The sequence below is a fragment of the Bacillus sp. FSL W7-1582 genome, assembly GCF_038593325.1.
Taxonomy (GTDB): domain Bacteria; phylum Bacillota; class Bacilli; order Bacillales; family Bacillaceae; genus Bacillus; species Bacillus altitudinis.
In genome coordinates, this window is sequence record NZ_CP151987.1 from 2,139,335 (window position 1) to 2,160,239 (window position 20,905).

24 protein-coding genes and 1 other annotated feature (1 of these 25 only partly in view) are annotated in these 20,905 nt (G+C 41.5%); of the genes, 9 read left to right on the forward strand and 15 right to left on the reverse strand.

What is annotated here, in order from left to right:
* Nucleotides 1-2: 2 nt before the first annotated feature.
* The 6 genes from spoIIM to NSQ11_RS10980 all read right to left on the reverse strand — a co-directional run bounded on the left by spoIIM (nucleotide 3) and on the right by NSQ11_RS10980 (nucleotide 4,668).
* The gene (spoIIM, locus tag NSQ11_RS10955; protein ID WP_008344417.1) at nucleotides 3-647 is read right to left on the reverse strand and encodes a stage II sporulation protein M; all 645 of its coding nucleotides are present in this window, start codon (nucleotides 645-647) and stop codon (nucleotides 3-5) included.
* A 115-nt stretch (nucleotides 648-762) separates the two neighbouring features.
* Nucleotides 763-1,893, reverse strand: a complete 1,131-nt coding sequence (locus NSQ11_RS10960; RefSeq protein ID WP_326849286.1) for a S8 family peptidase — start codon at nucleotides 1,891-1,893, stop codon at nucleotides 763-765.
* 111 nt (nucleotides 1,894-2,004) lie between these two features.
* Complete coding sequence (locus NSQ11_RS10965) at nucleotides 2,005-2,226, reverse strand: hypothetical protein (protein WP_008344413.1); 222 nt, start codon at nucleotides 2,224-2,226, stop codon at nucleotides 2,005-2,007.
* 267 nt (nucleotides 2,227-2,493) lie between these two features.
* Complete coding sequence (locus tag NSQ11_RS10970) at nucleotides 2,494-2,946, reverse strand: GNAT family N-acetyltransferase (protein WP_113767095.1); 453 nt, start codon at nucleotides 2,944-2,946, stop codon at nucleotides 2,494-2,496.
* Nucleotides 2,933-4,114 carry a TIGR00375 family protein gene (locus NSQ11_RS10975; protein ID WP_019743102.1) on the reverse strand — a complete coding sequence of 394 codons (1,182 nt, stop codon included), beginning with the start codon at nucleotides 4,112-4,114 and terminating at the stop codon, nucleotides 2,933-2,935. Before NSQ11_RS10975 ends, NSQ11_RS10970 begins: the two co-directional genes overlap by 14 nt.
* Complete coding sequence (locus NSQ11_RS10980) at nucleotides 4,111-4,668, reverse strand: NUDIX hydrolase (protein WP_024718940.1); 558 nt, start codon at nucleotides 4,666-4,668, stop codon at nucleotides 4,111-4,113. Before NSQ11_RS10980 ends, NSQ11_RS10975 begins: the two co-directional genes overlap by 4 nt.
* A gap of 168 nt (nucleotides 4,669-4,836) precedes the next feature.
* On the opposite strand from NSQ11_RS10980, the gene NSQ11_RS10985 reads away from it, so the two are divergent.
* On the forward strand, nucleotides 4,837-5,763 hold the full coding sequence (locus tag NSQ11_RS10985; RefSeq protein WP_035702855.1) for an aldo/keto reductase: 927 nt from the start codon (nucleotides 4,837-4,839) through the stop codon (nucleotides 5,761-5,763).
* Between the two features lie 178 nt (nucleotides 5,764-5,941).
* Here the strand turns inward: NSQ11_RS10985 and NSQ11_RS10990 are convergent, their stop codons facing one another.
* On the reverse strand, nucleotides 5,942-6,166 hold the full coding sequence (locus NSQ11_RS10990) for a YqkE family protein (protein ID WP_008343840.1): 225 nt from the start codon (nucleotides 6,164-6,166) through the stop codon (nucleotides 5,942-5,944).
* A gap of 119 nt (nucleotides 6,167-6,285) precedes the next feature.
* Here NSQ11_RS10990 and NSQ11_RS10995 point away from each other — a divergent pair, with 119 nt between their 5' ends.
* On the forward strand, nucleotides 6,286-7,215 hold the full coding sequence (locus NSQ11_RS10995) for an alpha/beta fold hydrolase (RefSeq protein ID WP_080987801.1): 930 nt from the start codon (nucleotides 6,286-6,288) through the stop codon (nucleotides 7,213-7,215).
* A 24-nt stretch (nucleotides 7,216-7,239) separates the two neighbouring features.
* On the opposite strand, the gene NSQ11_RS11000 is transcribed toward NSQ11_RS10995, so the two are convergent.
* The 3 genes from NSQ11_RS11000 to NSQ11_RS11010 form a co-directional block, all read right to left on the reverse strand.
* Nucleotides 7,240-8,502, reverse strand: a complete 1,263-nt coding sequence (locus NSQ11_RS11000; protein ID WP_024718943.1) for a tetratricopeptide repeat protein — start codon at nucleotides 8,500-8,502, stop codon at nucleotides 7,240-7,242.
* Between the two features lie 300 nt (nucleotides 8,503-8,802).
* Entirely contained in the window at nucleotides 8,803-9,042 is a 240-nt protein-coding gene (locus NSQ11_RS11005; RefSeq protein WP_008343836.1) for a YqkC family protein, read from the reverse strand.
* A 12-nt stretch (nucleotides 9,043-9,054) separates the two neighbouring features.
* A complete protein-coding gene (locus NSQ11_RS11010; protein ID WP_024718944.1) occupies nucleotides 9,055-9,381 on the reverse strand; it encodes an iron-sulfur cluster biosynthesis family protein in 327 nt (108 codons plus the stop codon).
* Nucleotides 9,382-9,594: 213 nt separating this feature from the next.
* Here NSQ11_RS11010 and NSQ11_RS11015 point away from each other — a divergent pair, with 213 nt between their 5' ends.
* Nucleotides 9,595-10,302: an expansin EXLX1 family cellulose-binding protein gene (locus tag NSQ11_RS11015; RefSeq protein ID WP_035390737.1), complete on the forward strand. Its 708-nt coding sequence runs from the start codon at nucleotides 9,595-9,597 to the stop codon at nucleotides 10,300-10,302.
* Between the two features lie 17 nt (nucleotides 10,303-10,319).
* Here the strand turns inward: NSQ11_RS11015 and NSQ11_RS11020 are convergent, their stop codons facing one another.
* Both NSQ11_RS11020 and NSQ11_RS11025 read right to left on the reverse strand, forming a co-directional pair.
* On the reverse strand, nucleotides 10,320-11,294 hold the full coding sequence (locus NSQ11_RS11020; RefSeq protein ID WP_035390739.1) for a GNAT family N-acetyltransferase: 975 nt from the start codon (nucleotides 11,292-11,294) through the stop codon (nucleotides 10,320-10,322).
* Nucleotides 11,291-11,770 carry a GNAT family N-acetyltransferase gene (locus NSQ11_RS11025; RefSeq protein ID WP_007501073.1) on the reverse strand — a complete coding sequence of 160 codons (480 nt, stop codon included), beginning with the start codon at nucleotides 11,768-11,770 and terminating at the stop codon, nucleotides 11,291-11,293. The genes NSQ11_RS11020 and NSQ11_RS11025 overlap by 4 nt, the downstream gene beginning before the upstream one ends.
* A gap of 281 nt (nucleotides 11,771-12,051) precedes the next feature.
* Between NSQ11_RS11025 and NSQ11_RS11030 the strand changes: the two genes are divergently transcribed.
* From NSQ11_RS11030 to NSQ11_RS11045, 4 genes are all read left to right on the forward strand, one after another.
* Complete coding sequence (locus NSQ11_RS11030; RefSeq protein ID WP_024718948.1) at nucleotides 12,052-12,501, forward strand: YfmQ family protein; 450 nt, start codon at nucleotides 12,052-12,054, stop codon at nucleotides 12,499-12,501.
* Between the two features lie 141 nt (nucleotides 12,502-12,642).
* On the forward strand, nucleotides 12,643-13,875 hold the full coding sequence (locus NSQ11_RS11035; protein ID WP_035390741.1) for a DNA polymerase IV: 1,233 nt from the start codon (nucleotides 12,643-12,645) through the stop codon (nucleotides 13,873-13,875).
* Between the two features lie 15 nt (nucleotides 13,876-13,890).
* Nucleotides 13,891-14,235 (forward strand): YolD-like family protein, encoded by a 345-nt coding sequence (locus tag NSQ11_RS11040; protein ID WP_035390743.1) that lies wholly within the window; start codon nucleotides 13,891-13,893, stop codon nucleotides 14,233-14,235.
* A 231-nt stretch (nucleotides 14,236-14,466) separates the two neighbouring features.
* Nucleotides 14,467-15,702 carry an MFS transporter gene (locus NSQ11_RS11045; RefSeq protein WP_035390745.1) on the forward strand — a complete coding sequence of 412 codons (1,236 nt, stop codon included), beginning with the start codon at nucleotides 14,467-14,469 and terminating at the stop codon, nucleotides 15,700-15,702.
* A 227-nt stretch (nucleotides 15,703-15,929) separates the two neighbouring features.
* Here the strand turns inward: NSQ11_RS11045 and coaA are convergent, their stop codons facing one another.
* Nucleotides 15,930-16,889, reverse strand: a complete 960-nt coding sequence (coaA, locus tag NSQ11_RS11050; protein WP_008342294.1) for a type I pantothenate kinase — start codon at nucleotides 16,887-16,889, stop codon at nucleotides 15,930-15,932.
* Nucleotides 16,890-17,078: 189 nt separating this feature from the next.
* On the opposite strand from coaA, the gene NSQ11_RS11055 reads away from it, so the two are divergent.
* Both NSQ11_RS11055 and NSQ11_RS11060 read left to right on the forward strand, forming a co-directional pair.
* Nucleotides 17,079-18,407, forward strand: a complete 1,329-nt coding sequence (locus tag NSQ11_RS11055) for a CoA-disulfide reductase (RefSeq protein WP_035390747.1) — start codon at nucleotides 17,079-17,081, stop codon at nucleotides 18,405-18,407.
* An 8-nt stretch (nucleotides 18,408-18,415) separates the two neighbouring features.
* Nucleotides 18,416-18,838 carry a VOC family protein gene (locus tag NSQ11_RS11060; protein ID WP_225310449.1) on the forward strand — a complete coding sequence of 141 codons (423 nt, stop codon included), beginning with the start codon at nucleotides 18,416-18,418 and terminating at the stop codon, nucleotides 18,836-18,838.
* A 16-nt stretch (nucleotides 18,839-18,854) separates the two neighbouring features.
* Here NSQ11_RS11060 and NSQ11_RS11065 read toward each other — a convergent pair whose 3' ends face one another.
* Both NSQ11_RS11065 and NSQ11_RS11070 read right to left on the reverse strand, forming a co-directional pair.
* Nucleotides 18,855-19,631: an SDR family oxidoreductase gene (locus NSQ11_RS11065; RefSeq protein ID WP_025207582.1), complete on the reverse strand. Its 777-nt coding sequence runs from the start codon at nucleotides 19,629-19,631 to the stop codon at nucleotides 18,855-18,857.
* Nucleotides 19,632-20,594, reverse strand: a complete 963-nt coding sequence (locus NSQ11_RS11070; protein ID WP_035390752.1) for an MBL fold metallo-hydrolase — start codon at nucleotides 20,592-20,594, stop codon at nucleotides 19,632-19,634.
* 168 nt (nucleotides 20,595-20,762) lie between these two features.
* Nucleotides 20,763-20,905: a binding site (T-box leader), on the forward strand (it continues 69 nt past the right edge of the window).

A 20,905-nucleotide genomic window follows, 5' to 3' on the forward strand; every position in this document is an offset into this window, starting at 1 on the left:
CATCAAAACAGAACACCTGCCAGCTTTTTCATCAGCATGAATGATAAGTATGATTCAAAAAAGGACGAAAGAGCAGCGAGGGTTAAAATCATCAGTAGAACAGAAGCATACCGGCCAAACCAATGGATTGGCGCTTGACTGATGGTTTTTTTCATAAAAAGCTGACCAATTAAACGAATGGAGAACGCAATCGCACAAGTTCCGATCACTAAATACGCTGGAATGAGCAAGATATTTTGAGGAAGCACCGAGACAAAAGATAGAAAAAAACCGCTAAGCCCCATTTGATTGACCAAAAAACCGACAGTAAACCCAACTACAATCCCTTTTAAAAAAATCATAAGAAAAATAAGCGGCAGGCCAATGATGGAAATTCCGAGTATCCACATGAGGCCCAAATATTTCATATGATGTAAAAAGCTTTGCAAAAACATTTCTTTTGATTCTGCTGCTTTCTCATTCGTCAGTTGACCAAAAAATTGATTTAAATAGTAGAATAAATCCTCTTTCTGACTCATTGTCATACTATTGACGATAATGGCTCCAAAAATGACGCCCATTAAAAATAGTACAGAAACAAACAAATAAATCGATACATGATCTTTCACGTGCTGAAGAAGATGTTCTTTCCAAGACTTTTTCCGCATGCGCCTTCCTCCCAAATAGTAAAGGTTACTAGATTCTATGAGAGAGCAGACGAAACATGACAGTTTTATAAAAAGAAAAACGAGAAAGCAGCTGTACACCGCTCTCTCGTTTCCTTTATCGTGCAGCTTTTTGTACGTTCACAAGCCCAGCGCCATAATAAAAAGGTTCGCCAAGTTTTGTTGCCGTTTTTGTCAGCCTTTCACGCAATTCATCATTTGTCAGATTCGGATGTTTTGATAGAATGACTGCCGCAGCACCAGCTACATGAGGTGATGCCATAGACGTTCCACTCTTATATCCATATTCGTTATGAGGAATGGTACTTAATGTTGAAACACCTGGTGCTGATACTTCCACTTCTTCCCCAACAGAGGAATCAAAGGCTCTTTGCTTTCGTTGATCCACAGATGCGACTGCCATGACAGAGCTGTATTTGGCCGGGTAATCTATCGTATTAAGTGACCCGTAGCTCCCAGCATTTCCTGCAGATGCGACAATGAGAATCCCGTTGTCATAAGCTCGATCTACCGCTTCTTTCAGCGCCTCCGATTCACTTGCTCCCCCCATACTAATATTGATAACATCCATCTCATTCTCAATCGCCCATTCAATGCCTTTAATGATCCAGCTATAGTAGCCGTCACCATTTTCATCTGCCACTTTCACCGCATAGATCGAAGCTTTTGGTGCCACACCAACGACGCCTACTTTATTATCTAATGCTGCGATCGTGCCTGCAACGTGAGTTCCGTGTTCATGCGGGTCAACGAGCGGATCGGACTCTGTTGGAACAAAGCTGACACCACCAGTTACATGTAAATCTTCATGCTTGCCGTCGATTCCACTGTCAAGAACAGCTACTTTGACATTCTGTCCGGCATATCCTCGTTTATGTACCTTTTGTGCTTTGATGCTTTTGATGCCATAAGGAATGCTTTGACCGCTTGTTTTTGCTTTTTGGTCTTCCTCAATAAAAGTAACTTCTTTTGCTTGATGTAGTTTTTCTTTTGATGCTTCGTTCAACGAAACTTTCATCATATCTATTTTCTCTATTGATTCTTTCACATGACCGCCGGCTTTTTCAACAAGCTGTTTTTGTGTTTTGTCTTGAACGGAAGAAGAAAAACCGATCATATACTCTTTTTTTGCTTGATCCTTTGCAGATACATCTGATGCGCCGAATGTCATCGATGCCAGTAGCATACTTGCCATACAAAGCCCTGCTCCAAATGATTTGACCTTCACGATACCCACTCTCCCTTTCATTTCTTTTTGTCATTTAACTACATTTTTAGACAAAAAGAAACGACCGTTTGTCCTATTTTTTAAAATTTTTCCAATTATTTGATCTACTTGTCACAAAAAAGCAAAATAAAAATGCTTATGATCCTGTTCATAGCGATCATAAGCATTCCTACCTTTATGTTTTTTCATCATATGCTGCAAGGCTTCTTGTTTTGTTTTTGTCTTTCTTTCGTGTGTACTAAAATGCGGCATATTTCCTCTCGATTGTTCTGGATTTCGGCTGTGCTGTCTTTGAAGGTGTTCTCTCTTTTTCTTTGCTTTGCTTTTTCCCATTTCGCAAAACCCCTTTCGTTGTCGTTATGATACATGAAAGCACCTAAAAAAGATAGACGTATACACGTCTATCTCAAATTGTTGACAAAAGGCTAAAATGTACTTGATTTTAGCCTTTTGTCTTCTTTTCAGCGTGATAGAAAACCTTTGCAGTCTAGGAAGGACAGCTACTTTCACGGAGCGAATTTGACATTCGTGAGCACCGGAGCGCAGGACTGACAAAGAATGCGAGGGTTTGTCTACACGCTGAGATAGACGTATACACGCCTATCTTTCTTTTCTCACCATATCAAGATGCGGAATTCCATCCTCATCATAACAATCTGAGACAGCTACGAAGCCAAACGATTCGTAGAACGATTTCAAATAAGCCTGTGCTTGGATTTTAATCTTTGTTTCGCCTAATTCACTGAGCTTTTTTATCGCCTGATCGAGCAGGATCTTCCCGTAACCTTTTTTCCGGCCGGTCTTCGTCACAAGGACACGGCCAATGGATGCCTCTTTGTACATGATCCCGCTTTGGAAAATGCGGCAATAAGCGACAATCGTGCCGTTCTCTTTGGCGATGACATGCAGCGCCTCTTGATCACGATGATCAATTTCAGGATAAGGACATGTTTGTTCTACAACAAACACATTTACCCTTTCCATTAAAATCAAGTAAAGGTCCTCTTTAGACAGTTGTTCAAATGTGTGACATGTCCATTTAAGTTGATTCATGATTGATATCCACCTTACCGTAGACCCCGCCTCCGCCAGCGATCAGTCCAACTTCACCTCTTCTTGCTTTGATGATGTAATCGGCTGTTTTCTCAGGCAGGACCGCTTTTAATTCTTGTTCTGTTGCTTGATGAAGAATATTCATCTCTGTATGAAAGACAGCTTTTAACTTTTCTAACGTTTTGGCTCCAACACCAGGAATAAAATGAAGGGGAAGCTGGTGAACATAAGGAGGCCTTATTCCTTTGTCACTTTCTTGGTCAGCAAGCTCCTTTAACCGCTCACTCACCCCTTTTGTCATTCGGGTATGGCCGCATGCTTGGCACTTTTCTTGATCCTGACTGTCAGGTCTTACCCCGCATTTCTCACAGGTCGTATGATAATACTTTCCGAGCCGCGGAGCGAGCCCATAATTTCCAGTGATGTTTCTGCCATCTTTTCCTTGAAGCGCTAGCTCAAATTCAGCAAAGGAGGCATGATCCATTCGGATCTTCGTATATTCCCGCGCAATTTTCCCTAAAGAATGGGCATCTGAATTTGTTAAAAAAGGATAACGGTTTAGCTCACTTAGTTGGGAGGCCATAGACGTATCACAGCTAAGGCCAAGCTCAACAGCATCAATGAGTTCTGGATCGAATACTTCGGTTAAAGACGTATTGACCCCTTTGCCGTATAAACTTTTATGCGGCGTAAAAATATGGGCAGGAATAAATAATCCCCCTAGTTCCTTCACCTTATGCTGAAGCGTTCTCCCATCCACATATAACCGCTGTGAACTCAAATGCACATTTTTCATATGAAGAGAAAGCCATGCGGAAAACTCAGACATTTTACGAAGCGTGGGCATAAAGGCAAGCACATGAATCGGACCTTTTGATTGGTCATCATTGATTTCTAGCTCACTGCCTAAAAGCAAAACGGTCTTTCCAAATGATAAACCGCCATCGCTTAGTTCAGTGTACGTGCCTTCCTCTACACCTTCTATCAATTCTTCTAGTACTTCGGGAGATTGTGCATCAATGACACCAATCATCCCCATCCCTTTACTTTGAGACGCTTCAATGAGAATTTGGTCAATGGTCAGTGACCTTGCACCTGTAATTTTGACAGCCCTGCCTGTTCTTGTTCGACCAATATGAATATGGATATCTGCAAAGAATTCTCTCATTTTGTAGACTTAAGTACCTCTTGCAATTGTAAGTATTGAATGGCATAGGCTGTTTTTGCATCATAAATATGCTGTTTTTCGATGAGGTGCAGCGCTTCTTCTAGTGAGACTTCCATCACTTCGACAAATTCATCCTCATCCAGCTCTCGTTTTTCTTCAAGCGGGACGAGCTGATCAGCAAGGTAGATGTGAACAATTTCATCCGCAAACCCTGGTGATGTATAAAAGGCGGTCAGCTTTTGGAGCGCCTGAGTTGTATAACCTGTTTCTTCTTCTAATTCTCTCAGTGCTGTATGTGCCGGCTCTTCTCCTTTTTCTAATTTTCCAGCCGGAATCTCAACGATGGCTCTCTCCAGTGCTTTACGGTATTGCTTGACCAAAATGATTTTATTTTCGTCTGTACGTGCAATGACTGCTACTGCACCTGGATGTTTAATGATTTCGCGTTTGCCTGGTTTTCCGTTCGGCAATTCTACATCTTCAAGAACCAAGTCAATGATTTTTCCGTTATATAATGTTTTTGACGATAATGTTTTTTCTTCAAAGTCCTTCAATTTTGTCAGCTCCTCGTTCTACTTTCACTTTTTACTTCATTCATTTTAACATAGATGTTTTAGGAGAAGCCAAAATGCGGATGCCTGCTTCAATGCGCCTTTTGAAATCACCTAGCTTGAATTCCAGAATTGTTTCACTTAATGTGAAAGGATAGGAGTGTGATTGAATTGAAAAAAAGACGAATTGGCACCTCTGATCTCTTGGTTAGTGAGGCGGCACTAGGATGTATGTCCCTTGGGACTGAAAAAGAAAAAGCGCTCTCTTTATTAGATGAAGCCATTGATCTTGGGATTAACTATTTGGATACAGCTGATTTATATGATTTTGGAACAAATGAGGAAATCGTCGGGGAAGCCATTAAGAACAGACGCCAAGATCTGATTTTGGCCACAAAAGGTGGCAACCGCTTTGAAAATGGCAAACCTGGCTGGGAATGGGATCCTTCAAAAGCATATATAAAAGAGGCAGTGAAACAAAGCCTGAAACGACTTCAAACAGATTATATTGATTTATATCAATTGCATGGCGGCACAATTGACGATCCAATTGACGAAACAATCGAGGCATTTGAAGAATTGGTTGAAGAAGGTGTCATTCGCTATTACGGCATATCGTCGATCCGTCCAAATGTCATTAAAGAATACGCCAAAAAATCAAACATCGTGAGTGTGATGATGCAATATAGTTTACTCGACCGCCGCCCAGAAGAATGGTTTTCTCTTCTTGAAGAACAAAGCATTAGTGTCGTGGCAAGAGGTCCTTTAGCAAAAGGATTATTAACAGAAAAACCCCTTTCGCAAGCAAGTGCGGCGATTCAAAAGAACGGGTATCTTGACTATTCATTTGAAGAGCTCCAGCAAATCATCCCTTCGTTAAAGAAAGTCGCTTATGACCTATCACTGACAGAGCTGTCCATTCAATACTTGCTCAAGCATTCTGCAGTCAGCTCTGTTGTTTTTGGCGCAAGCTCGGTGAAACAGTTAAAAGAAAATGTGGCAGCGGCAAATGCACGTTCATTAAGCGACCAAGAAGTAAAAGCTTTGTCATATTTCACAAAACAGTCTGTGTATGAGACGCATCGTTTGAATCAATAGAAGACAAATGGAAGAACAGCTTGCCACTTATGTTTTGTTTTAATGTACAACCCTATTGATGGTGCGATTCTGAAATGAAGTGATACGAGGGAGTTAGACGTGTTTTCTCTCAGGCTCATGTAGTATGTATTCATCTCAATAATATAACATAAAAAAGGGAGCATCGTAGCTCCCTTTTTTAACTTTTATACTTTCTCCAGTCTAAATGACTTTCATCTAGCAGCTCTGAGAAGCTTTTATTTTTTTCTTTTTCTTTCTGTTGCCGAAGGAGGTCTTGTCGTTTTTGTTCTTCTCTTTTTTCTGTCTCAGCGGCCAGGTTCTGCTTCATTTGAAGGAGCTGCTGTTTCACATCATCCTTTATGCCGTCCTTTAGCTTTGCTTGATCTTGATTGGTCTTTTTCACTTTGCCTCTCTCCTTTTGCTTTAGTGTATCATCCGTTTTATTTGCTCAGCAAGAGTCACGCCAAACTCCCAACATGTGGTATGATCTTCATAGAAACCCTTCGGAAAGGAAGAATCAGCTTGAAGAAGAAATGGCTCGCTATACTCGCCTTGATATTATTTCCACTCGCTGCAATCGGCATTTTTTTTACCAATAAAATGATGTATATACGAAAATTAACGGATGAAGAGCTCATCAAACGAGAATCAGATGAAGGGCACTATCATCACGAGGAGTTTCAACAGCTGCAAAAAGAGAAAGTTTGTATTCCTTCAGCATTTGGTTACGATCTTCATGGCTATTTTGTACCGCTCCCTCATACAACACGCACCATCGTTCTTTGTCACGGGGTTACCGTCAGTTTGATCAATTCCGTGAAGTATATGAAATTATTCCAAAAGCTTGGATGGAATGTGCTGCTTTATGATCATAGAAGACATGGGATGAGCGGCGGAAAAACAACGAGCTATGGATATTATGAAAAAGAAGATTTGGCTCAAGTCGTCAAGTGGCTGAGAAAAAAGCTTGGGGAAAAAGCAATCATTGGGATACACGGAGAATCGATGGGCGCAGTCACAACTTTATTATATGCTGCAAAACCGGATGCAAACGCCAATTTTTACATCGCTGATTGTCCTTTTGCTTCTTTTGAGGATCAGCTTCTGTATCGATTAAAAACAGATTTTCGTCTTTCAGGACAGTGGATTCTTCCACTAAGTGATCAAGTGTTGAAATGGCGGGACGGATACAGCATTCGACAAGTTTCTCCACTTGATGTAATCGACCAGGTGAAAGAACCTATCCTTTTTATTCATAGCCTCCATGATGACTATATCCCTTGTGAGCAAAGCGAGCAGTTATACGCACGCAAAAAGGGTGATAAACGGCTATTTATTGCGCCACATGGTGCGCATGCGATGTCTTATAGTGACAATAAGGAAGTCTATGAACAAGAGATCGAAGCATTTCTGGAAGCATTTCAATTCAATCAAAATGAAAGAGGAGAATGAACAGCCGTTCGTCTCCTCTTTTTGCTAACTTATACGATAGTCACCACTGTTGTATGGTGTCTGCCCGCCAGCTCCATATGGCTCTCTTCCGATTGCTGCTGACTCATGACCGATAACCCTGCAGTTGCTGCCAATAAAAGAACTATCAAACTCATTTTCATATAAATGACCTCCATTTTGAATTTTTGATATGGCTTGAATTTTCCTTTCGTAATACCGGGTAGAAACTTCAAATAATCCAAGCTCATTATAATAATGAGCCGCATCAAGTGCCAGTTCCTCAATATCTGGGTATAAGCGCTTGTCCTCCAACAAATCTAATGTATCGTCTATGATTTTTATTTCTGCATCAACGTATAATGCTTTTAAAAACTGAAACTTGCAGATGTAAATTTCATCTTCTAATTCACAGGCTTTCATAATACCTTGTTGATAGAGGGTTAACGACTCTTCTATTTGTTTTTGTTTAAACAGGATTTGGGTCAGCATAAATAGTGGGTCTAGAGAGCGATTTAGATGGGTTAAATTCTCCTTTTCAAACACTTCAAGAGAGTCTTTGAGATAGCGACTTGCTGTAGCAAGATCGTTCATTTGGTAATAGCAGTTACCTAAGTTGAAAAGGGCCGAACCTATGACTCGAGGGTTTCCAATTGAGCGTGCTCGCTTTAGAGCATTTTTAAAGTAGGGCAATGCATGTTCATAGCATTTCAAATCATCATAGTTTGCACCGATGACAAATTCACAGTGGATGATTCTCAGCGTGTACGTTCTGTAGGCAGAGTACGTATCTAACGCTTGCAAAGCATAGTGCATCGAAAAGTGGGTTTGTTTCATGTGGTAGTATATTTCTGCTAATTTAAAATAAAATTCTGCTCTTTCTATATCATCTGATATGAGATTGAGCTTTTTTTCTGCGGAACGGTAATAAGCAATGGCACTCAAATAGTTTCTCTGTTCAAATTCAAACATTCCTGTAAAAAAATGAACATAGTATTCAAGCATATCTGTTAATTTGGTCTGCGAATGTTCAATTGTTTCTAGAAGCTTCTTAATCTCCTCATCATTTGAGGCTTTTTTTGCCGGTTCAAAATATTCAAGCATGACCTTATGTCGAAAATCCATTAGCTGGTAAAAAAGCAGCAAGTTCTGATCTTGCTCCATCTCAAGGATTTCCTGCTCGATCTCGGCCTTTAGCTTCTCTGCTTTCATGACATGAAATCCGCAAATCTGCCTATACCATTCGTTTATTTTGATTCCAACCTGAGGCGATGACAGCTTGAGCTTCAATTCACCTTAGCACCTCCCTCCTCATGTACGATACATGTTGTATTCTATCATATTTCCTCGAATGGAAGAAATATGAAATGTCGTTTTTCGTAAAGTTTTCGGTATCCCGCAATAACCGCTTCCATTGCCGATTTTTCGGCATTAACAGTCTCTATTTTTCTCTTTCTACTTTTCTCATTTTGTCGAAATGTTTGTTAAAAATGACTTTTTATCGTTGAAAAATCTCATTTTTCAAATTAGACAGTTCTTCTGTTTGATGAGATGATGATGGCACAAAAAAAGCCCTCTTCAGCAAAGGGCTTATAACACATCTGTTACGTGTTCCATATTCTCTTTTATCCAACTGACTGCTAATTCAAGCGTTGGAAATTCTTCCGTTTCAAATGTGACTTCATCTTGGAGAAGCCAGACGTCCTTTTTTACTGAATCCATTCCACCGATTGACCAGTGCAAAAGGCTATATGGATGATTATTATTTAAAAACGACACCCACGTTTTATTTTGTGCCGTATTTTGTATCACTTTCAGCTTTTGATCCACTACGTTTCCACCTTACTTTACAAGTATACCCATTCTCGGGCTGAGTATTTGTTGAGGACTTTTCAACATAAGTGTATTGGCTTTTTCATTAAAATCAATCGTCATTTCCTCGTCAAAAAACACCTTTTGTGCTGTGTGTATATATAGTTTTAAATGTTGGCTATTTTTAAGTGGTTCCCATTCACCTGTTCTTTCACTTGTTAACCAAAGCATTGGTACGCCACTCACTGCACAGCCACAACCTTCTGAATCGTAGCGAAGCAGTAACTCCTTCGTCTCGTTTCCTGTTTGCTGTTTTTCTATATATGTTTTAGCCAGTTCTGTGATGTGAATATACATGGCGAACATCCTTTTTAAATTGATGCTTACATTGTAACACATAAAACACCATAAAACATGACACACGACTAAATCCGAAAGTCATACTCTTTGAAATACACGCTCTTCTCACTAGGATTATATCTATCTATTGGCTCTTTCTGCATCCTGTTTTTTAGAATTATACTGATGACGCTATCAATTTTAAAAAGAAGAAACAGGAGGTTTTAGATCGTGAAAAAAAGATTATCTCTCTGCTTTATCGGGGCGCTGATATTGATGTTGAGTTTCACTATGCCAAACATGAAAGCGGCATCTATCCTTGATGAAGTACGAGAAAGCTATGCGACTTATACGGGATCTGGTTACTCAGGGGGCGCCGCTTTATTAGATCCTATTCCCTCTGACATGAAAATTACAGCTTTAAATCCCCATGACTATAACTATAAAGGGGTAAATGCGGCACTTGCAGGGGCTTACCTTGAAGTAACGGGGCCAAAAGGAAAAACCGTTGTGTATGTAACCGATAAATATCCAGAAGGAGCAAAAGGAGCTCTTGATCTTTCTCCTAATGCCTTTACCAAAATTGGCAATATGGAAGATGGGAAAATCCCGATTAGTTGGAAAATTATAAAAGCACCGATTAGCGGAAATGTAGCTTACAGAATAAAAGAAGGTAGCAGTGAGTGGTGGGCTGCGATTCAAGTGCGCAATCATAAATATCCGGTTATGAAAATGGAATATTACAAAGATGGAAAATGGGTGAACATGGAAAAGACAGACTACAACCATTTCCTTGGCTTTCATATGGGGTCTACATCTCTTCCTGTTCGAATCACAGATATTCGCGGGGTCATAGTAAAGGATCAATTACCCGCTCTTCCGTCTACTGCTGCTTCACAGGCCTATATTGTAAAAGGCAATGTTCAGTTTCCTAATTAACGAGATGAAGAGGCAGCTTATTTAAGAGCTTCCTCTCTTCCTTCTCTATCCCAGCGATATGCCTCATTTTCTATTTCTTTTATGATTTCATTCTTTCCTGCCATATAGCTTTGTATATCTTCCGGATACTGATTTGCTAATTGTTCCTTGACAGACGCATACGCTACAGCTCGTTCTGGGTGGACTCTTAAGTAATCTCGAAACAATAAATGTCTTTTCACATCAGGATGATTTCTTTCATACACATGGACATGATGCGTACGATTCAAGCCACCCTTTTGAAAAAAACGTCTCCCTTTTATACCATTTTCACCGAGCACTTCGTATCCAAGGTGTTCAAATCTCTCTTTTTTCCTATCAATCTCTTCTATATCGCTTACTTCTATTAATATATCTATAATTGGTTTGGCAACAAGTCCTGTAACTGACGTGCTGCCAATATGGTATCCTTCTATCCAGCTCTTTTGAATGATTTGCTTGAGTCGCTGCTTTTCTTGACGGAATTCTTCATGCCATTCTTTTTTGAATTCGACAACCTCAACCTTGCGTCGCGGTGTCCATTTCATTTTTGATAGGGTGAGCTCTTTTGCCACATGAATCACATTTGTTTCAAAAAACCCCAATTTTTCATATAGCCTTTTTGCAGGGGTGTTTTCTTGCCCTGTGGTCAGTTCTATCGGGACATTCTTCTCCATAATTGTCGACATAAGTCTTGTTCCAATACCCTGCTTTAGCGCTTTTGGATGCACAGCCAATCGACTAATGATCAAACAATCTTTCAGCTCTTCATAGGAGACTACACCTAATAAGAGATCATGTTGCTCAAAACCAATAAATTGCTCTTTTGCTTTCATGACATCTTGAATGGTCTCTTTTAATGGCGGAAGATCAGCATAGCCAATTTGTTCAGCTTCTTGTTGGTATGCAGCTAGTTGAATATGTAAGATCTGCTTTGCTACATCACTTATTGTGTGATCTAAATGAACAATCATTTCATTGCCTCCAGCTTCTTCACAAATAACACACGGTCTTCATGAATGCCATCGTAATCTGAAAAGACTGAGATGCCATCTACTGTTTTATCTCCCTTTTCTATCTGAAACCCGAGTTTTGTATGGTAAGCAATGGAGACTTTATTGATAGGAGCTGTGACAGCTTTAATGGTTGTTCTTCCTTCCTTTTCAGCCGCTTCATAAAAAGCTTGATAGAGGATTTTGCCTATCTTTAATTTACGGTGATCTGGGTGGACGCCAACAAAGTGAATATAGGCTTCATCCGAATGAGATTGCGATAAAAAGCCAACCAAAAAGCCGATCAGCTCTCCCTTTTCAACGACAACAAAACTTGTTTGCTGGAAATGTTCAAAAAAGAGCTTTGGCAATTTTGCACGCAAATCTCTGCCTCCCCACCAGCTTTGAATGACGGATGTGACTGCGTAAAAATCTGACGGTTTCACTTGACGTATCATGATGGCCTCGCCCCTTTTTCCATTTTGGCTTTCCTTTGATTCGTTTTTTCTCAAAAATGCGATTGTTTCAATAGTCTACTGTCTGATCAAATGGTTGTAAAGACAGTATGCCCGTCTTTTTCATGTTCACTTGTTGGTTCTTCGTCTTTCAGCCGTCATCTCCTTTTAAATCTTCACACTTATTTCAAAAAGTTCACTTTTTGTGCGAAAGTTTCATTCATTTGTTATGTTAAGATGGTTCATATAGGAAATGGTACAAATGTTTATTGGAGATGATGAGATTGGTTTGGGTTGTTATTTCGCTTGTTGTGTTTAGTCTTTTAAAGCTGCTTGTCACCTCTTTGCCTTCTGGTGTTGTTGAGCGCCTTTTTAGCCGCTACGCCGTACATGCTAAAGTAACAAGTGAGCAAACAAATATTACTTTTCAAGGTCGTTCGCTTGATGAGCAGCGAGCATCTGAAATCATTCAACATTTTAATGATGCGATCTTTATTGAACGCTATTATATTTACCCTGGTGATGAAGAGCGCTTTCTTCATCCGAATGAAGGGCCAGCGCCGCTTACTATGCAAACAAAGCATGGGAAACATGATGTCACCCTTTATCTATTCCATTATGATGACCATGTGGATGTGGTTCGGCAGTTTACACATAAGCCAAAGAAAAAGCTGATGGCTTATCGTCTGCGTTCTGAACCGCTCCAAACATTCCACAACATGGCACATGCCTAACAATCGTTGCAGCAGACGAGACGAAGTGTTCATCACTTCGTCTTTTTTGTATGGACAGCTTTTGAATGATTTACCAGTATGAATTTCACCTCATGTTGTTTACAATAGATACAGAACATACGTTCTAAGAGGTGAAGTACAATGAATGAACGAGCCATTCTGCTTGTGGATATGCAGTCATTTTATGCATCAGTTGAGAAGGTGGAGGCGCCTCATTTGGAGAATGTGCCGCTCATTGTCTCTGGAGATCCAGAACGAAGAAGCGGAGTCGTCCTGGCAGCCTGCCCTCTCGCGAAGAAACGTGGCGTACAAAATGCATCAAGGTTATGGGAAGCACAGGAGAAATGTCCTGAAGCAGTGGTCGTACGTCCACGTATGCAGCGCTATCTCGATGTCTCTGTCATGATTACAGAACTGCTTGAACAATACACAGACCTTGTCGAGCCATATTCCATTGATGAACAGTTTCTTGATATTACAGGCAGTCTTACACTATTCGGCTCTCCACATGAGATCGCTCAACATATACAAACAACGATTATGAACCAGACTGGCATTTACGCACGTGTGGGCATAGGCCCTAATAAAGTGCTCGCTAAAATGGCCTGTGACCATTTTGCCAAAAAAAACAGATCCGGCATCTATGAACTGAGTGCCGACCGGGTTGCCACTGATTTATGGCCGCTTCCCATTGGGAAATTATTTGGCGTCGGCAAACGAATGGAGCATCATTTGAAACGAATGGGCATCAGTACTATTGGCACACTTGCTACTTATCCGTTAGACCGATTAAAAAAACGCTGGGGAATCAATGGGGAGCTTCTGCAGCGAACAGCTTTAGGACACGATCCCTCTCCAGTCACTATTCACACACATGATCAACAAAAAGCCGTTGGGCATCATATGACCCTTCCCCGTGATTACGCATCTCTTGAGGAGATCAAAGTCGCTCTTCTTGAATTGAGTGAGGAAGTCGCTCGGCGGGCACGTTTTAAGCATTATCTCGGTCAAACAGTGTCTGTTGGTGTAAGAGGGGCTGATTTTTCACATCCAACAGGCTTTCATCGACAAATGAAGCTTCATTCACCGACACAGTATGGCTCAGATATTGCAGAGGCAGCGATTCAGCTATGCCAGCAGCACTGGGATGGTCAGCCCATTCGCAGTGTAGGCATTACCCTCTCACAGCTGCAGCCTGACAGCCACTATCAGCTGACTTTATTTGATCATCATTTGAAGAAAGATCAACTCAGCAAAGTATTTGATGAAATCCATCTGAAATATGGACCTGCGGCATTATTGCATGCTTCGTCACTGACAAGCGCAGGGCAGGCATATCACCGCGCCGAGAAAATTGGCGGGCATTACAAATAACGGAGGCGAACAAGCATGAATCCCAATAAATTAACACCTGGATACAACATCATGTGGGAATCAAGCCGAATGATGCTACCAGAGCACCGAGAGCAACTACTTGCTCAAAAACGAAAGAAAAAAGAATATACACCTCTACCGCTCAGCTCCGATCAGCTAGAGGAAATGAATGTTTTGATCACACAGTCGATTACCGAGGATCAAGCGATTTGCGTGACATATGTCTCATCAGGCATGAAAGCACAGTTTTGGGGCTGGGTGAAAGCCATTCATTATGAAACACGCCGAATGAAAATCGTGAATGACGAAGATGTGCTAGACCTTTCCTTACATCAAATTATCGCCATCGACCTCAATTGATTTTCGCAAAACGAAAACATGATCATTGAAAAACACGCTTCGTTTTTCTGAAAAAATTATGATCCATCAAGGCTTAAAACCTTGAAAACGAGGCATATGCTCTTCGAATGAACGGAACGGTTCAAGCTTCTCTGTCATTTGACGGATGACTCCTCCATCAAATTGTGTATTTAATTTGCACAATTTTTCATGTATGATTGGAACATCTTACAAACTCAGGGGAGACACAGCATGAAAAATAACTTACGCACTTTACATCCACTTAGTTGGACGATCATCATCGGCACGATATTTGGCCGAATGGCGACATCCATGAGCATTCCCTTTTTAGCCGTTTATTTGACACAAGTCAAAGGCGCCTCAGCCTCTTCAGCTGGATTGATCATTGCCGTCAGCTCTCTTATTGGGATTGTTGCGAGTTTTTACGGCGGCTATGTTTCCGACCGAATCGGCAGAAAAAAGGTCATGCTTTTATCCATCTTTGGCTGGACACTTGTCTTTGTTGGCTTCGCGTTTGCAGATGCCATTTGGGTCTTCTTTTTTATGAATGCTTTAAATGGACTGTGCCGGGCGCTGTTTGAACCAACGTCTAAAGCACTCTTATCCGATGTCACCCCATCGAGCATTCGGTTGTTTGTCTTTAACTTACGGTATACGGCCATTAACATTGGTGTCATTTTCGGCCCGCTGCTTGGCTTATATCTCGGGTCATCAAAAACGACTTTTCCATTTCTCGTCGCTGCCCTCATTTACTTGTTGTACGGGTTAACGCTGGCATGGCAATTTCAAAAGCATCCAGTGGCTGCTCCAGAAAGTACCAAACAAATCGGCGTCAAAAAAGCTCTTTCCATTATTCAGAAAGATACGGTCTTTAGCATCATCCTCATTGGCGTTACTTTATGTTCATTTGGCTATTCACACCTAAGCTCAACACTGCCTCAATATTTATCGGCATCCCCTATGATTGAGGATGGCCCTAAACTGTTTGGGTATCTTTTATCCTTAAACGCAGTGGTTGTCATTGTCGTTCAGTACCCGCTGATTATGATCGCTAAGCGCTATTCAACGATTTTGTCGTTAACGACTGGGAACGTGCTTCTAGCAGGCAGTTTGTTTGCCATTGCTTTTTCACAAAGTCTCGGTACGCTTGCTTTCATCATTGTCGTGTTTACGATTGGTGAAGTGCTGCTCTTTGCGATGATGGATCTGTTTGTAGACAATATTGCAAAACCTGAAGTGAAAGGGTCATACTTCGGCGCAATGGGGTTTTCTCAGCTCGGCAGCGTCGTCGGACCGTTTGTCGGAGGATTGTGTATTGACTTATTTGGCGCAGCCCATCCCCTTTCTATTTTTTCAGTCTTGGCGATTGTCACCGCTGCAGGCGTTCCATTTTTACTCATCGGATACTACCGCCTAAAAAAACGAACGGCGGCTGCCGTGGCTGTGAAAGTAAGAGGAGGTCATTAAAAAACCGCTCTCAATTGAGCGGTTTCAGCGTGTAGACAAACCCTCGCATTCTTTGTCAGTCCTGCGCGCTGGTACTCACGAATGTCAAATTCGCTCCGTAAAAGTAGCTGTCCTTCCTAGACTTCAAAGGTTTTCTATCACGCTGAAAAGAAGACAAAGGGCTAAAATAAAGTTCATTTTAGCCCTTTGTCAACAATCTAAAACCGCTCTCAATTGAGCGGTTTTCTTTATACCCTGCGGATGGCGATCTCTTCCACCTTATGCTGATCGCCTTTTTTTAAAATCAAATCGGCTCTATATTTTGTCGGCAAAATATTTTCATATAAATTTGGCCGGTTCACTGTATTCCAAATCGTGCTTGCCATCTGATCTGCTTCTTCATCCGTCAAATCTTTGTATTGATGAAAGAAGGATTCAGGGTCTTGGAAGGCTGTTTCCCGCAGCAAACGGAACCGTTCTTTATACCAGCATTGAATTTGCGTCTCAGCGGCATCTACATAAATCGAAAAATCGAAGTAATCTGATACAAACACGCGCGGCTCATCCTTCAGATCATCCAGTGCCGGTGATTGCAACACATTGATCCCTTCAATGATGACAATATCTGCATCCTCTACTGTTTCATACACCCCTTCAAGACGATCATAGGTCAGATGTGAATATACAGGTGCATGCACAGTTTGTTTCCCTGATTTTAATTCATTTAAAAACGAAAGTAGCGCTTTAACATCATAGCTTTCCGGGAAGCCTTTCTTTTCCATCAGCCCCCGATCTTTTAACTCTTTTTGAGGATACAAAAAGCCGTCCGTTGTTACGAGACTCACCTTCAGCCCATCTCCAAGCCTTGATAAAAGTGTTTCAATAATACGTGCTGTCGTGCTTTTTCCGACGGCCACACTTCCTGCAATCCCAATTAAAAAAGGGATTTTCGCATGATGCGGGTAGTTTAAAAAAGCATTGACATGCTGATTTTTTTGTTTTTCTGCAAAGACGTGTAATGTCAGAAAACGAATAAGCGGTATGTAAATATCTCGAACTTCTTCTAGCGATAAGTAGTCGTTTAATCCTTGAAGTGCCCTCACTTCTTCTTCTGAAACAGATACCGGCATATATTCTCCAAGAGCGGCCCATGCCTCTCTCGTATGGCGTGTATATAGTGTATTAAAATCTAGTCGTTCGTCACCCAAAGTCTTTCCCACCAATCTAAACTAAACTCATAACCAAAAAGACGATAATCCGATTGTAGCTTAAAATGAAGGCGCTGTCTTTATTTTTCAACGAAAGTTTGCTTCTTTTGCGAAAAAAAAAGCATTAAATAAAGGAAAATGAGGGTAAATAAGAGTATTCAGTTTGATAGATAGAAGGGAGCACACCAAATGAAATATGTGATGATTGGCGGAGATGCAGCAGGAATGAGCTGCGCTATGCAAATATATAGGGAGGATCCAGACGCGCAAATTGTAGCTTTTGAAAAAGGAGAGATTTTCTCATATGGACAGTGCGGACTCCCCTACTTGATCGGCGGTCTCATTGATCATCACAGAAAACTCATCGCACGCAGCGCTGACACCTTTCGTGACAAATACGGAATTGATGCCAGATGCTTACACGAAGTGACCTCAATTGATCCAGAGCAAAAAACAGTATCGGGTATTCATTCTAAAACAAAAGAGCCCTTTACAGAAACGTATGACCGTCTGTTAATTGCGACAGGAGCAAGCCCCGTCACACTTGATCTAGACAGTCATTCATTAGAAGGTGTCCACGTATTAAAAACAATCCCGCATGCGCTGTCTATTTTAGACAATCTCAAAAAAGACGTCACACATATCACGATCATCGGCGGAGGATATATCGGTTTAGAAATGGCAGAAAATTTAAAAGCGCTAGGCAAAGACGTTCATATCATTCAGCGGGGTGCAACACTTGGGCCAGGCTTTGATCCCGATATGGCAAAATATCTGAAAGAAGAAGCGGACAATCAAAGCATTCACGTGGTACTTGGTGAAACAGTGCAAAAATTAAAGGGCAAGACACATGTAACAGCTGTTCAAACAGACAAACAGACCATTGAAACAGATATGGTCATCATTGCCGTTGGCGTCACTCCGCAAACATCCTTTTTAGACAGCACAGGAATTCAGCGACTTCAAAATGGTGCAGTCGTTGTGAATGAATACATGCAGACGAATGTACAAGATATCTATGCGGCGGGGGACTGCGCAGCGACCTATCACCGTATCAAAAAAGAACTGGACTATATTCCGCTCGGCACGACAGCAAATAAACAAGGAAGAATCGCAGGCTTTCATATGACAGGAACAAACCGCGCGTTTCAAGGCGTCACCGGCACAGCGGTGATGAAATTTATGGACGTGACAGCAGGGCGAACGGGTTTATCAGAGAAAGAAGCAAAAGACGCGGGCCTTCCTTTCTCCACCATCACCATCGACAGCACTGACCACGCTGGATATTACCCAGATGCAGAGAAAATGAAAGTGAAACTGATTTACAGAAGCGATGATCACACCTTGCTTGGCGCACAAATCATCGGTAAAGAAGGTGTTGATAAACGAATTGATGTCATGGCAACGGCTCTTTATCAAGGGCTGACTGTGACAGACCTTGAAGATTTAGATATTAGCTATGCCCCCCCTTTTAACAGTGTATGGGATCCACTTCAGCAAGCGGCAAGGCGGATATAGAAAAAGGAGTGAAGCCATTGACCATTCAACAAATTGCTACTATTGAAATTCCTGTGACTGATATCCCCCGAGCTGTCTCTTGGTATGAACAGATTTTAGAGATGATCGTTTTACATCAATCAGAAGAAGCCGCCATGCTCACTTTTACTCATGGCGAGGGACCTTCTTTTTATCTCGTCAAAACAAAACACGAGAAACGAATCTACTTTATGAACTCTTTTACAGGAGTTCGGCATAGTATGATCGATTTATTTGTGAAGGATTTAAAAAACTTTCACCAGTATTTAAGCGAGCATGCAGTGACTGTATCGGATATTCAAATATTAGCTGACCCAGACTTAGGCGGTTTTAGCTTTGAAGATGTTGATGGCAATGTCTTTGGCGTCACCAATATCAAGCCCCATCAAACAAAAAAAGAAACCAGCCTGTGACCGGTTTCTTTTTTTGTTATTTTTTCATCATCGCTTTACGTGCTGCTTTTTCAAATAAAAACGGGAATAATTGATACAATTTACTGCCAGCATTCATCCATCCTGGTAAATTAATCTCTCTTTTTTTCGTCATCATGGCGGATACGACCTTCCCTGCTACCTTGTCAGCACTGAGCATCATAAAATCAACATTTTTCACATATTCACCACTGCGGTCTGCAATGGTAAAGAAGTCTGTGGCAATCGGTCCTGGATTGACGGTTGTGACATGAATTCCGCTGTCTGCCAGCTCCATTCTGAGGCTGTTTGAAAATCCGAGAACCGCATGCTTTGATGCGGAATAGATGGCGGATTTAGGGGTGGCAATTTTGCCTGCCTGTGACGCAATATTGATAATATGTCCCTTCCCTCTTTGTTTCATCTCAGGAAGGACCTTTTTTGTGCAGGCAATTAAACCAAAGACATTGACCTCAAACATCGACACCATTTCTTCAATGGATGCGTCTTCGACGAGATCGAACACACCAAAGCCGGCATTGTTCACCAAAATATCAACAGCACCCACTTGTTGATAGGCTTGATCAATGTCCTCAAGCTGACTGACATCAAGCTGAACGATGTGACATACGCCGCCAGCACTTATAATCTTTTCTTTTACACCTGCGAGCTTTTCAATTCGTCTTGCCGACACAATGATTTCTGCTCCTTCGGCTGCTGCCAAGTACGCCATCTTTTCACCAATACCGCCTGAAGCACCTGTAATCCATATTCTCTTTCCTGTTAGTCGCCCCATTTATTTCACTCCTTCAGTTGCTCGATAGTAGAGGGTTCCGTCTTTTTGCACTTCTTCAATTTGTCCAGCCGCTAAAAGCACATCAAGCTGGCCGACTGTCTCAGACATTGTCAGAAATAATGCTTCTTCATACAGGCCCGGAAATAAGGTGCGGCAAAGATGAAAGGCGGTCATTTCCTTTCGTTGAAGCAGCTGATACATCGTATTTGCCCGTTTTTCCTGTTTTTTAAATCTTTCTTCGATCAATTCGTGATGAGAGGTAATGAGCTGGCCATGCCCTGGATAAATCGCCTGAATGGGCAAATGCAATAAACGCTCGAGTGATGCTTTATATTGAAGCAGCGATTTTTGACGTTCTGTTCCTTTCATTGGCGCTTCCATTAACGGATTGGAAGAAATGGTTGTAAGCAGCAGATCACCGCCGATGAAATTCCCTGTTGTTTCATCTAAAAAAGAGAGATGAGATTGTGCATGTCCTGGGGTCTCCAGCACTTGGAAATGCTCATGTCCCTTCAAACGATCGCCTTCTTTTATGACGTCATCGACATGTGCCGTACAAGAATATGTATAGGACTGCCTCACCATTCTTTCACACTCACCTTGACGAAGTGGGACACCTAACTGCTGAAAAAAATCATTCATAAAATGGATTTGACGCTGTTTAAACGCTGCATCCTGACTAATATAGGGCTCATTTAACTCGTGTCCGATGACACGGACATGGGGTTTCATCAGATCTAAAAGACCGACATGATCTGCATGATGATGTGTCAAAACCACTTGATCAATATCATCTATTGATAAATGATGTTCCTTTAATTGCGTGACAAAGGCATGCTGCGCCTCTTGTGTCATCGGTCCGGAATCAACTAAGGTCACGGCATCGCCTTTTAATACATATGCATGGACATCCCCCACCGCAAACGGTGTAGGGATGGATAATTGAATCATTTCTTCTTTCACTTTTATACGTCATCTCCTGCTTTTTGACTCATAGATCATCTGAACTTCCTCTTCTTTATTCATTGTATCTTGCAAAGGGCAGACTGTCATGCGGTTTAGATGGTCATTTTTTTATCTTTCCCTATTGACACAAACTTGTCCATCGTTGCATAATGAACAACAAATATAAGATGCGCGATGACAAGGATTAGTAAGCAAAATAATGATGCAAGAGAGTGAGGTCCGCAGGCTGTAAGGCTTCACCATCCTCTTATTTGCTGAACCTGCCCTTTGAGCTGTTAGGCAAACCTAAACGTTTCCCGCGTTAAGGG

Excerpts from the sequence above, each read along its gene's own strand:
- spoIIM (WP_008344417.1), bottom strand. The coding sequence starts at position 647 with ATGCGGAAAAAGTCTTGGAAAGAACATCTTCTTCAGCACGTGAAAGAT.
- NSQ11_RS10965 (WP_008344413.1), bottom strand. The coding sequence starts at position 2,226 with ATGGGAAAAAGCAAAGCAAAGAAAAAGAGAGAACACCTTCAAAGACAG.
- NSQ11_RS10970 (WP_113767095.1), bottom strand. The coding sequence starts at position 2,946 with ATGAATCAACTTAAATGGACATGTCACACATTTGAACAACTGTCTAAA.
- NSQ11_RS10975 (WP_019743102.1), bottom strand. The coding sequence starts at position 4,114 with ATGAGAGAATTCTTTGCAGATATCCATATTCATATTGGTCGAACAAGA.
- NSQ11_RS11010 (WP_024718944.1), bottom strand. The coding sequence starts at position 9,381 with ATGTATATTCACATCACAGAACTGGCTAAAACATATATAGAAAAACAG.
- NSQ11_RS11020 (WP_035390739.1), bottom strand. The coding sequence starts at position 11,294 with ATGATTGTTCATTTAGATCACACAATAAGTGATGTAGCAAAGCAGATC.
- NSQ11_RS11025 (WP_007501073.1), bottom strand. The coding sequence starts at position 11,770 with ATGATACGTCAAGTGAAACCGTCAGATTTTTACGCAGTCACATCCGTC.
- NSQ11_RS11035 (WP_035390741.1), top strand. The coding sequence starts at position 12,643 with ATGAATGAACGAGCCATTCTGCTTGTGGATATGCAGTCATTTTATGCA.
- NSQ11_RS11040 (WP_035390743.1), top strand. The coding sequence starts at position 13,891 with ATGAATCCCAATAAATTAACACCTGGATACAACATCATGTGGGAATCA.
- NSQ11_RS11045 (WP_035390745.1), top strand. The coding sequence starts at position 14,467 with ATGAAAAATAACTTACGCACTTTACATCCACTTAGTTGGACGATCATC.
- NSQ11_RS11055 (WP_035390747.1), top strand. The coding sequence starts at position 17,079 with ATGAAATATGTGATGATTGGCGGAGATGCAGCAGGAATGAGCTGCGCT.
- NSQ11_RS11065 (WP_025207582.1), bottom strand. The coding sequence starts at position 19,631 with ATGGGGCGACTAACAGGAAAGAGAATATGGATTACAGGTGCTTCAGGC.